Source organism: Aeromonas sp. sia0103 (genome assembly GCF_963895295.1).
GTDB lineage: Bacteria > Pseudomonadota > Gammaproteobacteria > Enterobacterales > Aeromonadaceae > Aeromonas > Aeromonas encheleia.
This window is the reverse complement of the sequence record NZ_CAWQKG010000033.1, coordinates 69092-82379: the sequence shown is the minus strand read 5'-3', so window position 1 is coordinate 82379 and position 13288 is coordinate 69092. Positions and strand designations below refer to the sequence as shown.

Sequence of the window (13288 nt, the reverse complement as noted above, 5' to 3'; positions counted from 1 at the left end):
CTCCGATCTCTTTATTTACAGGCCGAATAGGCGGCCAAGCAGGCTGCGCAGCAGCCCGCTCTTGGGGGCGGTGCCATTGAGTTCATCCAGTCTGTCCTGGATCCGGCCAAACAGGGTATCCGGAATATCCGGCTCACCCGCCACGCAGCCGGTCAGCAACTCGATGGCCTCTTCCACATGATCCACCGGATGGATATGGAACTGACCCGCCTCGACGGCGGCAATCACCTCATCGGACAGGTTGAGCTGCTGGGCGTTGGTGCCTGGCAGGATAATGCCTTGCTTGCCGGTGATGCCGTGGATCTTGCACACCCGGAAGAAGCCTTCGATCTTCTCGTTCACGCCACCCACTGCTTGCACATTACCGAACTGATCGACCGCGCCGGTCACGGCGAAGCGCTGGGAGATGGGCTGGCGGGCGAGGGCGGAGAGCAGGGCGCACAGACCGGTCAGGGAGGCGCTGTCGCCGTCGATCTCGTGGTAAGACTGCTCGAACACCAGGTTGGCCGAGAGCGGCGAGGGGTTTTCGGCCCCAAACTTGTTGGAGAGATAACCGTGGATGATCATCATCGCCTTGGCGTGAATGTGGCCAGCCAGCTCGGCCTTGCGCTCGATATCCGCCACATCGCCATCCCCCAGGTGCACGGTCGCGGTCAGACGGACGGGTTCACCGAAATCATAGGGGTGTCCGGCCACCTGAATGACGGACAGGCCGTTGATCTGACCGATCTCCTCACCGTCGGTCTGCAGCAGGATCTGACCATCGATGACCCCCTGATCCGACTGCTCAACCAGATAGTTGAGGCGGTAATCCTGCTCTTCCAGGGCAAGCAGAATGTGCTCGTCGGTGACGGTCGTTGCCTCCAGCTCGCGAGCCAGGCTGTCGGCCATACGCATGATGGCGCCGAGTTGCACCTCGGAGAGGGCGAGCCACTCCTGATGGTCGCACAGGCGGCTGGCATGGCGGCACAGGGCGAGGAGGGCACCCGGGGTGAAGTCCAGCAGGTTCCAGCGCAGCCGCAACCAGGCCAGGTATTGCAGGAACTCGGGCAGATCTTCTTCGATGTTCACTTCTGACACCAGATCGGCCCGCAGGAAGATACGCTCCGACATGTCCCTGTCCAGCATCTGGAACTCGGCCACCTCTAGGCGGTCGCCTACCAGGATCAGCTTGAACCGGATCGGGGTGGCCTCAGGGGTAAAGAAGGGGGTCAGGGTCTTGCCTTCCTGATAGGCGTTCCAGTCCAACTCGCCTTTTTGCATGGCATTCTTGAGCTTGAACCAGAGATGGGGCTGATCGAGCAGCTCGTCGAGCTGCAGGATGAGATAGCCACCGTTGGCTTCTCGCAGCAGGCCCGGCTCCAGCAGATGCTGGTTGGCATAGACCGAGCCTTGTTCCGTCTGGTAGTTGATAGAACCGAACAGGGTGTCCCAGTTCAGGTCCCGGCCATAGATGACGGGGGCTTGCTGGTCCTCATGATGGATCAACAGATTGATGAGCACCGGATGCTGGAATTCGAGCCCCTGGGCCACGTGTGCCGCCAGATCGGAGAGAAAATCCACGATCTTGGGGTCATTTTTCTGTTTGCGGATGATCCGGGTGACCAGACGCTCGGCATCCAGGTGATGGCTCATCAGTTTGAGCAGTTCGCCAACCATCTCGCAAAACTCGAAACCGCTGCCGGGTTGCAGACGCAGCCAGATGGGCTTGAACGGATTGTTGAGGTTCTCCGTGTAGCAGAGATCGAACAGGTCGCCATCCTTGCCATTGGAAGCGGCGATCAGCGTCTGGCAGACATTCTCATAATCGGCCCCGGGGAAGCCGTTGAGCAGCATGACCGGGCAGTCACCGTCGAAACTGGCCAGTCGTTTGATGCCAGAAATGGCTCTGGGTTGTAAGGCGGCAAAAGGGATGGGGTCGAGCTCGCTGAGCGTAGGAAACTGCTCAATCGCAAAAGCGGGTTTTAATTGTTCTGATGTTAATTCAGCCACTTAAGACATCCGGTCGGGGATAGGATCAATTGTTTCCATTATACACAGTTCGATTAGCGGGAACAGGAAACAAGATTATATGATTTAACATAATATACATTATGCGCGGTTAGGTCAGGCCCGGTCATTGGCGCCAGAAGTACCGTCACACCAAGGGCTAGCGCCGTACTGGCTCCCTTTGTGTACTTTGCCAGGATGTCGTACCAAGCTTGTTTCAGCTCGGGATCGGTGGCTCTCACGGCGGCAAGGCTTAACAGCACTTCTTGCACGTCCAGGCCGATTTCCTGGGCAATCTTTTTTGCAGTCGCATCAGTGAGTTGCATCTTGCCTGTAGTCAGGCTTGAGATGTGAGACTTGGTAAAACCTAGCTCTGCGGCGACTTGCTGATATTGGCTGAACTTTTTGGCTCTCATGTAAGCCTGAATCAGTGATTTAGAGTCCATATCATTGCCTCCTGGGCCAAAAAAAGTGGGTTCATCATACTCATTTTTCGGCCAAATGCCTCGGTTGTCAGTGCGCTAATTAACTGATCTAATGCGGTCAGTTCATAAACTTGCTGACTTACCCATGACCCACTCTAGCCCACAAAACACCGATCTGCCTGCGCTCCTGGAGCGCAAGGTCTATTGGCAGGATGAGCCCACGGGCGACATATCCGCTTGTGTGGCGGGCCAGGTCGAGATGTTCCGCGACCTGCATGAGATGCGGATCTACCTGTCCATGACGTACCCCGACACCGCTTTCGAGCTGGTCGAGGTGACTGAGGAGACCTGGCAAGGCTTCTATGACCAGGGAGTATTTTTCGATGACTGGTCATAGCTCGGTGATGCCGATAAATGGGGTTATCGGCAACAAAACCCTGATCGACTTTCTGTCTTTCACCTGGGCACCGGACGAATTGCGCCGGATGACCGACCTTGCCAAGCAAGGCGCACTGCTCAAGGCCATCCCGCGCTTTGAGAGTCAGAACAAGGCCATCCAGGCCGCCTTCTCTGCTGCGCCCGTTGAGGGCCTGCGCTATCTGTGGAAGCGTCCGGCTGGGTTCAACCCCCTCACCCACTTCGACAAGGTCACGGCGCGCCTTTGTGAGAAGGTCGCCGCACAGTCGCAGCCCATCATCAAGGCACCCTCCCCTGTGTGTACCCCGTCCATGACAGACATGATGGAGCGGGCCTTGCACTCGGACTACAAGTCTCGCGCCGACATGCGCAAAGAGCTCAAGGCGGTCTGCTCTGCCCTGCTCGACTTCTCCGAGTTCGAGGTGGTGGCCGATGCGAAATACTGGCACGTCTATAACGACATCATCGACAGCTACGGCGTCCAGTTCCTGGATGCGCTCTGCTGCGCCGAGATCGATTTCTGGCTTGAGGAGCTGAATCAGCGGATTGGGGTGCCTATCCCCTCCCCTCGATTCAGCAAACGGGATCGCCGCTCCGGTCTGCACGGTTACGCTCACTCCGCCGACCTGCTGTGTGATGGTCTGCCCTGTGGCCTCATTGCCTGGGGTGCGGCCAACCACGGTTGCATGGTGAGTTTTTCAGGCGTGGGTTGTGCGGCCCTCGACTTGCCGGCTCTGCATGATGTTATCTCTCACATCCCTGGTATTCGGATCACCAGGGTCGATTTGGCCCTGGACGATTACCAGGGCAAGACGGTGAGCTACCTCAAGGCGGTCGATGCGGCCGAGTCTGGTCAGTTCCACCCACAACGGGGCAATGCCCCTTGCTGGATGGCCATCCAGTCCGGCGAGATCGTCCCCTCTGAGGTCGCCAAGGGCATCGTCAAGCGCTACGGCCTCAAGCCCTCCAAGGGCTGCTCCTTCTACGTAGGCAGCCGTATCAATGGCAAGTGCGCCCGCATCTATGAGAAAGGCAAACAGATGCAGTCGGCTGATTTCCCAGATTGGGTACGCGCCGAAGGCGAGTTGCACAATAAAGACCGGATCATTCCCCTGGATGTGCTGATTAACCCAGACCCCTATTTTGCGGGCATGTATCCGCAGTTTGCCAAATGGCTGGAACAAGTCGCCCAGGTAGAGAACGAGCCTATTCGGATCACCACCTTTAAAAACCGTTTTAAAACATCGCGGGATAATGCCGTATTCAATATGTCGAGAATGGCGGGCCGCCTTGTCAATTGGTTAGCGAATATTGAGGGATTATCCCCTGACAAGATCGTTAACCAATTAACAGCGCACCTGGAACCGTTGGATATTCCAGCGCGGTTAACGATGCCGCTCCCGCCTGATGTGGGTGAGCTGCCATTATTTACGACCTAATCAAGGTTCTTCAACGAGGTAATATCAATGTCTATTCTGTCCGGTGTTCTGGTCACTCGCGTGACTCATGGTTATGGCGTCTCCCGCAAATCCGGTTCGCCTGTTCCTTATGACTTTGCCCAGGTGGAATACCTGGCACCTGCTAATAACGTGAACAAGCCGGAGTGCAATATCACCTCCTAGGGCTATGAGGTGCGTCAATTGGCCTTGCGTAATGATGCGGCCACCATTAAGGAACTGTCTGACTGCCCTAAATTGGTGGCGGTGGATCTTGTCCTGGAAGCCGACCCCAGCAATCCGACCCGCAACGTGGTGGTGGCTTTCCAGCCAACCAAGAAGCCTCTTTAATATGCCGCGCTGAGGAGGAGGAGCGAGGGCGCGCAGCGACCGACGACGATAGCGTGGAAAAACCATGATCTGCACGGATATTACCGCTGAGGGATATATCAGACTCGCTCAGCCGGATAGCTGTCAATATGTGCTCCTGACTCTCCAGGAGCATTCCAAACTCACCGATATATCCAACTGGTTTCAGTTCGATATGACGGAAGTAGGAATAGCCTTTAGCTCTGGCATTGTTATATGGGCTCTGGGTTTAAAAGTGGGCGCAATTGCCCGATTAATCGTAGGTGCAAAAAGAGGATAAATCGAAATGCAAAACTATTTCCGCAATGGCTGTATTGCCCTGACCTGTTCCATGTCTGCAATGGCTGCGAATGCTGAAACTGGTGGCGCTGCTGCCGCTGCGGCTGCTGCCCTGGATGCGGCCAAGGCTGATGTGGATACCACCTCGCCCAAGGTGATGATGGTCGTCGCCTCTGTCGTGGCGTGTGTCATCCTCATCGGGCTCATCCGCAAGGCCTAAGCCATGTCCCTGCTCATCGGGACACTGTGGTTTCTGTTCTTTGTCGAAGGCTACAGATCATCGTTTTCGATATGACACAAGGCGGCTTCGGTCGCCTTTTTTATTGGGGGTCGTGTGAGAGTCCTTTATTTGCTGTTTCTGCTGCCGCTGGGGGCGTTTGCAAGCTGTCCGGCTGGGCTCAAGCTGTCCAACGTGCCGATAAGCACGGCGCTGCCTTACTGCGTGAAATGGGAATCTTCCAGCTTGGGCGGCTGTCAGGTGGCTTGTCCGGGTGTGTGCGTCGAGTTCCCTATTGATGGCACCAAGGGCCCTATGGAAACGACAGGCAGCGAATGCAAGCTCGGTGGGGGCGATGGGGGCGGAGATGGCGGTGACCCTGGTGGTGGTGATGGCGGCGGCCCATGGGATCCCCTGGGGACACTGTTTAAGCAGGTTCAGAGCCCTATCTCCGTGGGCGGTGAAAATCAAGAAATGACAACGTCAGGGCTTAGGCAGCTTGATTCGGATTTTCGTCTATTTGCTAATGCCAATTTTACGCAAAATAAGCAGATGGGGGCGACGTTTACCACCTTTAGTCGAGATTTGATGGGGGTGACTGATGCGTTAAAAACGCAAATTAGCAATAATGAATTATCTGGAAAAACTCAATTTGAAATGCTTACGTCACTTGTGAAAACGCAAGAGACGTTGCAGTATTTAACTAATTGCGTTACCAACCCCAAGAATAATGATTGCGATTTTGATGGCCAGCCTGATGGCGGCGATTCGGATGATAAGCCTTTTTCTCTTTCAGTAGCCATGAAGGATATCCAGTCATCTGTAGATCAAATTTCTGATTATACTTGGCATTCTAGAAATACACTTCGCACTATTAGTGCTGACATTGTAAAGGCTAACGCTGCGCAGTCTGATACGCTTGGGCGGATAAATTCAAATTTATTCGCAGTGGTCGATTTATTGCAAGCTGGTCAAGCTTCAGGTGGTGCAGGTGTTGATTATTCTCAGATGCCTGGCTCGACGCAAAGCCCGTTGCATGTTGAAAAGGCGACTTACACCTCTACCCTGTGCACTGGAGATATAAAGTGTATATTCGATCTTGGGCAAATAAATAAAAAATATGATGAGAGCAAGGAAGAGTTAAAGAATGCCTACAAGGGCATCAAGGATGAGGTTGCCGATATATTCAAGTTCAATCTCAGTGGGTCAGGATCAGCCCCTAAATGCTTTGATATGTTCTCAATGGGCGGTAAGTCTTATTCGGTCTGCCCTCAAGTAGATGGCTATTGGGAAATATTGGCAGCCATCATGATGTTTATTTTCTACTTCGTTGCGTTAATGATAGTGGTCAGGAGGTAAATCATGGAATGGTTAGGAGATTTGTTCAATGGGTTATTCAACGACATATATAACCTCGCTGTCCAGGTAACGGCCTGGATTGTGGTTAAGATGGCGATTCAGTGGGTCGAGTTCAAGTTATTCATGCTGATGTTTTCCTGGGACGTTGCCAGGGAAATCCTGATTAACCTGCAATTCAGCGATTTGATCTCCACCTCTTTCAATAATTTACCGGAGTCGGTGCGCGATATATTGCTCTATCTGCACTTCGATAAGGGCTTATCGGTGATGACTCAGGCGTTTGTGACACGCTTTATGCTTAATATCTTCGGGTGGTGATCCATGTCGATTAAAATCCATCACGGTGCTCCTGGTTCTTATAAGTCGTCCGGCGCCATTCATACCGATGTGATCCCGGCTATCAAAGCGGGCCGCTTCATTATTACCAACGTGCGCGGCTTCTCGGTCGAGCGTTGTCGTGAGGTGCTTGGTAAGGATGTACCCGATGGCTTTGAGGTGCTTTATATCGAGACCGAATCCCAGGAAGGTCGCGACCGTTTGGCGCGGTTCTATCATTGGGCGCCCAAGGGGGCATTTTTCCTGGTCGATGAGGTGCAACGGGTATTTCCGCCAGCATGGCGCCAGAGTGACCTGGACAGGCTCGCTTATCCTGGTGGGCCAGATGTCGCTAAAGATGATGGCCGACCGGAAACTATCGAAGTGGCCTTTGATATGCACCGTCACCATAACTGGGACTTTGTCTTAACGACGCCGAACATCAAAAAGGTGCACCAGGTAATCCGCGCAGCTGCCGAAACGGCGATTCGTCATACCAATATGGCGGTATTGGGTATCGGTGGCCGTTATAAGACCGTGCTCCACCTCTCCGATAACTCCGGCACCTCTATTTCGGATGTGCTGCAAGCCAAGCCATTTAATAAGGTGCCGAAATATGTTTTCAAGCTTTATGACTCGACTACAACCGGTAAGGTCTCGGATACAATCGCGGGCAGTTCGGTACTGCGAGATCCTAAAGTTCTCTTTATTCTGGCGATTTGGGGACTCTGTTTATACTTTGGCTTCATTAAGCCTGAATATGTTGATGCGCCTGCTAAGGCCTCTGCGCCCTCTCCTGCCGCTGCTCCGGTTCCTGGGGCGGTGGGTGCTTCGCCCGCTGCTGATGTACGTCCTGGTGGCGCTCCTGCTTCGCCTACTGATGGCGTCCTTGCTGTAGGGCCGTTCGCCGGCTACCGCCTGATCATCAACTGCCATGTGCTGACCAAAAGTGATCGAGACGTCTACAACGTCGAGTATTGCTTCGCGCTGCGTAAGGGCGATGACGAACAAGCCATCTATGCCGAGGAGTGGCCCCAGTATTTCGTGGGCGTGAAGGCCATGACGGCGTGCCATGCGGTGATCGAGTACCAGGGGCAGTCTGTGGATGTGTATTGTGACCCTGACGGGGATGCGCTGCGTAAGCGGGTTAACGGGGCGCTCTTTGCTGGTACCAAGAATGGCGAGGCGTCTAGCGATGACCGGACATAAAGATGACTGCGGATCTAATGGGAGGTTGCTGTGATTGGTATCGTCGTTGTCTGCATTGATATTGCCATCCTGGTAGCCCTAGGGAGCAATCCTAGCTATTCCACCGAGGCTCGTTGGGCCTGCGTTGTCCTGGTAGCGCTGTTCTCGCTGCCTCCCCTGCTCTGGCTCTTTGGGGGCCACCTTATCGGGCTGGAGGTGAAGTGGCAGCACCATTGCCGCGCTAAACGCCGTGCTCGTACTGCTGCCGCTCGTCTCAAATCTGGCTACTGATCCCCAGGGGCGTTAGCCCCTATAAGGCGACACACCACGGCCCATTGTTGGGAAGGTGGTAGGCTCGCCGAAACTTGTCTGGAGTGCTTACCAGGGGCTGTGGCACCCCCTTCCCTGCTAAACCGGTCTTTGAGGCTTTCCGAGCCTGAGGGAAGTAAACGCTGCAGCACCTCGCGAGCTTTAGATGAATTTCGTGTATTCTGTCCCTTAGCACCTATAAAGGTATTTTATTGGTGGTTATCTATTTAGCCACCTTGATTTTCGAGGTGAGGGTATGAGTTCAAAAAAGAAATGTGCTTTGTGTTCCACAATTCTTATTAAAGGCCTTGAGGGCAATGATTCTGAAGAGCATATCATTCCAAATTCAATTGGTGGTCGGAAGGTAATCTCTGGTTTTATCTGTCAACCTTGTAATAGCAAGGCAGGGGACCATGGTGAAGCTGAGTTAGCTAAACAGTTGAATTGGTGGTCACTAACAATTGGAATTAAGCGGCAACGTAATAAGCCACCTGCTATGAATGTCGATATGGTTGGTGGTGGGAAAGTACGTTTAAAAGCGGACGGCTCTATAGAGAGTGCTGATGTTAAGCTTGAGAAGACTCCACTTGCTGATGGAAGATACCATTTGCACATTACGGCTCCCAATATAAAGCGTGCCGAAGAGATGCTTAATGGCCTAAAAAAGAAACACCCTCATGCAGATTTAAATTCAATCAGAGAGAACTTAGAGCATATAACCATAAACAACCCAGTTCTTGAGGTTGGTTCACCATTTGGTGGCGAAGGTGTGGGGTATTCTGCTGTGAAGTCTGCTTGTGCGTTAGCTGCTTATTATGGACTGGATGTTGATTCTTACGGTTTGTCTGCGCAATTTCTTAGAGGAAAGATTACAGAACCAGTTTATAACTTTCTCTATAATAGAGATGTTGTTATAAATCGCCCTGATAACCATTTGTTTCATTGTGTTGCTGTAAAATCAGATTTGAATAAAAAGCTGCTGCTTGGTTATGTCGAATATTTTGGTTTTGGTCGTTTGGTGATGATTCTATCTGATAAATATACTGGTGGGGAAGTTAGTGCTATTTATGCAATAGATCCAGTTGAGGGGAAGGAAATAGATTTGGATGTGGATTTAATCCTAAGTGATGCAGAAGTTAAGAAAATTAAATGTGGCGAACCTGATTATGATGGATTTGTATCAGCACTTAATTATGCGCTTCCTATTGCATTGAAAATATCTCGTCAGAGATCTTTGATGCTTTCAATTGAACAAGAAGCGGCTATGGCTTACGAAAAAGTAATTCATGAATTGGGGATACACCCTGGGCAAGAAATGACAAAAGAATTAGCGCGAGAAATATCTACTAAGACAGTTAATAATATGCAACCATTTATATCAAAACTTTTTCGTAGATAGTACATTGCCCTATACGATGTCTAATTTTTTTCCACTATAGGCTGGAGTCTCACCTCCCGCCCTCCCCCCGTGTAGTAATACGGGGGGAATTCGTTGCACAGAGCCTCCTGGTACCCTGGATCACATCTTTAGTGGTTTGTGCTGTCCTGCAGCGTACCTGGTCAAGCTTTCACGGCATATCATGCTGCGGCCATGAAAAAGGGGGCTTGCGCCCCCTTAATGCCTAGATTCTTCCTGCATGCCTCATCATTCTGCCTGTACGAGGGTTCGCGTCTCGGTTCGCTGCGGATCATCTTCGATGACAAGGCCATGTAGATGGAACAGGGATGAAGAGAGTTTATGACTGCTCTCATCAAACCATATGCAAGACACTTCCTGTTCACTGCCATTGTCTCGTGAGTAGTACTCAATCGTCATCGTTGGTCCACCACTGCGAAGCCTCACAACCTGCCCAGCTTGCAGCTGTTCATCCTGACGACTGTGTAGGGCCAAAGCCTCAAGCAGACTCAGCGTATTCGATCTGAATGTTGCATAGAAAGGCTCTGGACCTAATGTTGAGTCGAACCACGAGCAATCAACATGCTCATTATTTGCTCTCACATAATTGACCGTCATGTCAGGCCCCCCGCTCCGCAACCTCACTAACTCACCAGGGTGAAAACAAATATCATCTTGCACTAGCAACTCCTTTGCCGACAGAGCGTTAACTACAGACCCTGATCAATGTTGCTTCTGTTCGTGCCATCAGGGCTTGCACAAACAAATCCCGTACCGCATTAGCGTCGTTCGGGCCCCGTGTGAGCATCATAACTAATGGCTTAAAAACAAGCCATTGATGGTGGATAAATCAGTCAATATGCTTAGATGTATTCTTATATATCGCAATGTTCTTGGTATGTAGTGATAGATACTGCCGCGTGGCGTACCTGGTCGAGCATTTATGGCATATCATTCTGCAAAAATGAAAAGAGGGCTTTCGCCCCCTCCCCTGTCTAGTTGATGCCTAGCTTCTTCCTCCAGTGGAAAGCCTCCCTCTGCTTCTCTGACAGCTCTGCCTGGATGATGGCCATCGCCTCGATCCTTCTTCTATCGAACATCACACCGTTAGGTGCGATCAGGGAGTCATTCTTCATCCTCCAGCCTTCCCAAGCCTTGAAGATCGTGGGCAGCTCCCGCCCAGATGCCATACGCATAAGCCGCTTATAGGCAGGTGGGATCTCAATCCCCTTATCCCAATATGTGACCTGCCTCACAGAAACGAAACACAGTTTTGCCACTTCCTCTTCAGATAAGCCGCATTCAAACCAACGAAAAATGAAGTTTTTGGTCAACTCTCGTTCCATCCAAGTAAATACCTGATAAACCAGCAAAATTGCGTGGAGTGGCTTATCGGCAAGCTTCGAATGGGCATTTAACCAAACCGGACATTATGCGCGGTTATTGGTGTGGAGCATGGGCGCTGGCGTTTTCATTGCCATCGTGTGGGTCGTCCACAAACGGCAATCTGGATTCTTTAGTAAGTGGCGGCCTCATTCATGTAGACGATCCAGCGGTTTATGGTTGGCACTCTCGTGGCGCTCGCAGTTGCCGGTGTGCAGATACTTGGAGGTGGTGTCGATGCTGTCGTGCCCCGCATCGGCCTGTACGTGGGACAACGGCCGGCCATGCAAGTTGATGTCGTGGGTGATGCCGGTGTGGCGGATGGAATGTGGTGTCAGCTGGCGCATCTCGGCCGCATCCTGAGGAAAACCGTCCAGCTCGGCCAGGCTGGCCGCTTGCTCCAGTACCGTCATCACCAGATCCCGCAGTTGGCGGATCCCGAGGTTGGCATTCAGCTCACCTTGCTCCCGGCCGTGGGCTGCCGCCTTGTGGCGGACGAAGAGCGGTGTCTGTTCGTTGGGCGCAGGCAACGGCGAGAGTTCCAGAAAGGTGCGATAGCGTTTGAGAGCCTCCAGCAAGGCCTGGGATACGGCCACGGTGCGCCGCTTGCCGCCCTTGCTGCGTGGAATGTAATAGCCCCAGACGCCCGTCTTGCTGTCTCGGCGAAACTGGCTCATGACCGGGCTGAAGCCGGGTCTGGCCGCCACCTCAGAGATACGCAGATAGCAGGCATACATCAGGCTGATGAGGAACCGACTGCGCTCGTGCTGGGCCGGGCATTCGTCCGCCAGCTGGTCGGTGGCCTGCATCACATAGGACCACTGCAATTCAGTAAAAGATTGACCCTGATCGTCGGCATCCTGGCTGACGGGCCGTTTCACCCGCTGCAACAAGAGCGCCGGATTGCGGTCCATGTACTCTTCCTGGATCAGGAACTGGAAGAAGGCCGACAGTATGGCGAGTTTGGTCTTCATCGCCTGCTCGCTCAGACGATATGGCAGTTCCAGGCCCAGTTCCCGTTTGCCCAGGAATGGCCGCCACTGGGGGTTGGGCAGTCGCTCACCCCACTCCTTGTCGAGCATGAACTGGGCCACGTTACGATACGCGATCAGCACCTGTGGCGGTGCCTGGCAGTAGTCGAGATAGCGCATCATGATGCGCCTGGTGAGATCCTTCGGGCTGATGGCCACCTCGCTGAAGCACCAATGCAGGAAGGTGGTCAGCTCGCTGCGATAGGTCTTGTAGTTGTTCTCGCTATGGCGCTGCTCCAGCAGCCAGTCGACGGCCAGCTCATAGACCAGGCCGGCGTCGGGCACGCCGCCCAGGCTGAGATTGGCCAGATACTGGTTAACCTGGGGGTTGCCCGCCTCCAGATGGAGCAAGTTGTCGAACAGCGGCATGGCGGGCGGAAGTGACGGATGGATCATGGTAGCGCTTGTGGTTCTTGTGGACTGAAGTGAGATTGGGGGCCGCTCGACCCTGATGCCGATAAATGGGGTTATCGGCATCAGGGTCGGCTGGACTGCTCTGGCATAGACTGCCGGTCGGTCGCGTTAGTGGCTCAGGCTGCGGCGCAACATGACATTATTCAATGGATATGCACCTTGATTGGAAATTTCCCCGGGGTAATATCGATAAAAATGACTGTGAATTCAAATTTGTTGCATAGGAAAGCTGCTGCCCTGAGTTGTCAGGGGATCACCCCGCCCTCCTCGCCTCAGGCCACACTTTTGAGGGATTTTCCCTTGGGCTTCTCGACGTCCACCTTCTCTTCCTTGGGGCTGATCCCCTGCCCCTTGCCACCGCGCAGCACGTTTTGCAGCAGATCCCGCTGCTCGGCCAGGTAAAAGGCCAGGCTCTCCTGCTGCTCGGGCGTCAGCTGGACGGGGGCCCCGGCCAGCAGCGTCATCAGTTCATCGGCGGTATCCAGCAGCTTGTCATAGGCATCCGCCTCTTTCTTGCTGGCAAAGGTCATCTTCTCCACTCCCCCACGCACGACAACATACTTGATCTCAACGGCCATAGTGGCGTCCTCCTCATGATAGTGAGCACAAGTATATGTACGTATATACAGTATTGCAAATAACGCCATGAGCCTATGCTTCGGGACGCTGAGATCCCATCGCGACTGGGCCGCAGCCTTCTTCTGTACGGCGCTGTTGGGTGGATGCCATGTCCCCTCCCCCCGGCAGCGGGCCGGCGAGCC

At 53.2% G+C, this 13288-nt stretch carries 13 protein-coding genes and 1 pseudogene; 8 read left to right on the top strand and 6 right to left on the bottom strand.

The annotated features are described in order from the left end of the window. Positions 1–15 precede the first annotated feature (15 nt). Both AACW18_RS11685 and AACW18_RS11680 read right to left on the bottom strand, forming a co-directional pair. Positions 16–1992 carry a Lon protease family protein gene (locus AACW18_RS11685; protein WP_042653780.1) on the bottom strand — a complete coding sequence of 659 codons (1977 nt, stop codon included), beginning with the start codon at positions 1990–1992 and terminating at the stop codon, positions 16–18. Between the two features lie 53 nt (positions 1993–2045). Continuing rightward, positions 2046–2435 carry a helix-turn-helix domain-containing protein gene (locus tag AACW18_RS11680; RefSeq protein ID WP_218388738.1) on the bottom strand — a complete coding sequence of 130 codons (390 nt, stop codon included), beginning with the start codon at positions 2433–2435 and terminating at the stop codon, positions 2046–2048. A gap of 124 nt (positions 2436–2559) precedes the next feature. On the opposite strand from AACW18_RS11680, the gene AACW18_RS11675 reads away from it, so the two are divergent. The 8 genes and pseudogenes from AACW18_RS11675 (at position 2560) to AACW18_RS11640 (ending at position 9702) form a co-directional block, all read left to right on the top strand. Then, positions 2560–2811: a hypothetical protein gene (locus tag AACW18_RS11675; RefSeq protein ID WP_042653778.1), complete on the top strand. Its 252-nt coding sequence runs from the start codon at positions 2560–2562 to the stop codon at positions 2809–2811. After that, positions 2798–4270, top strand: a complete 1473-nt coding sequence (locus tag AACW18_RS11670; protein WP_218388737.1) for a replication initiation factor domain-containing protein — start codon at positions 2798–2800, stop codon at positions 4268–4270. The genes AACW18_RS11675 and AACW18_RS11670 overlap by 14 nt, the downstream gene beginning before the upstream one ends. Before the next feature lie 27 nt (positions 4271–4297). Next, a pseudogene (locus AACW18_RS11665) lies at positions 4298–4618 on the top strand (hypothetical protein). A gap of 304 nt (positions 4619–4922) precedes the next feature. Next, complete coding sequence (locus AACW18_RS11660) at positions 4923–5135, top strand: hypothetical protein (protein WP_042653774.1); 213 nt, start codon at positions 4923–4925, stop codon at positions 5133–5135. Between the two features lie 129 nt (positions 5136–5264). Next, on the top strand, positions 5265–6491 hold the full coding sequence (locus AACW18_RS11655) for a hypothetical protein (RefSeq protein WP_218388736.1): 1227 nt from the start codon (positions 5265–5267) through the stop codon (positions 6489–6491). 3 nt (positions 6492–6494) lie between these two features. Next, positions 6495–6809 carry a DUF2523 family protein gene (locus AACW18_RS11650; RefSeq protein ID WP_218388735.1) on the top strand — a complete coding sequence of 105 codons (315 nt, stop codon included), beginning with the start codon at positions 6495–6497 and terminating at the stop codon, positions 6807–6809. A gap of 3 nt (positions 6810–6812) precedes the next feature. Next, positions 6813–8015, top strand: a complete 1203-nt coding sequence (locus tag AACW18_RS11645) for a zonular occludens toxin family protein (protein WP_218388734.1) — start codon at positions 6813–6815, stop codon at positions 8013–8015. Between the two features lie 544 nt (positions 8016–8559). After that, positions 8560–9702, top strand: coding sequence for an HNH endonuclease (locus AACW18_RS11640; RefSeq protein ID WP_218388733.1), 1143 nt, complete (start codon positions 8560–8562; stop codon positions 9700–9702). A gap of 246 nt (positions 9703–9948) precedes the next feature. Here AACW18_RS11640 and AACW18_RS11635 read toward each other — a convergent pair whose 3' ends face one another. From AACW18_RS11635 to AACW18_RS11620, 4 genes are all read right to left on the bottom strand, one after another. Then, entirely contained in the window at positions 9949–10380 is a 432-nt protein-coding gene (locus tag AACW18_RS11635; protein ID WP_218388732.1) for a DUF2158 domain-containing protein, read from the bottom strand. Between the two features lie 314 nt (positions 10381–10694). Continuing rightward, a complete protein-coding gene (locus tag AACW18_RS11630; RefSeq protein WP_218388731.1) occupies positions 10695–11045 on the bottom strand; it encodes a DUF3653 domain-containing protein in 351 nt (116 codons plus the stop codon). A gap of 186 nt (positions 11046–11231) precedes the next feature. Beyond that, positions 11232–12482 (bottom strand): tyrosine-type recombinase/integrase, encoded by a 1251-nt coding sequence (locus tag AACW18_RS11625; protein ID WP_218388998.1) that lies wholly within the window; start codon positions 12480–12482, stop codon positions 11232–11234. A 317-nt stretch (positions 12483–12799) separates the two neighbouring features. After that, positions 12800–13105: a YebG family protein gene (locus tag AACW18_RS11620; RefSeq protein ID WP_042654753.1), complete on the bottom strand. Its 306-nt coding sequence runs from the start codon at positions 13103–13105 to the stop codon at positions 12800–12802. Positions 13106–13288 lie beyond the last annotated feature (183 nt).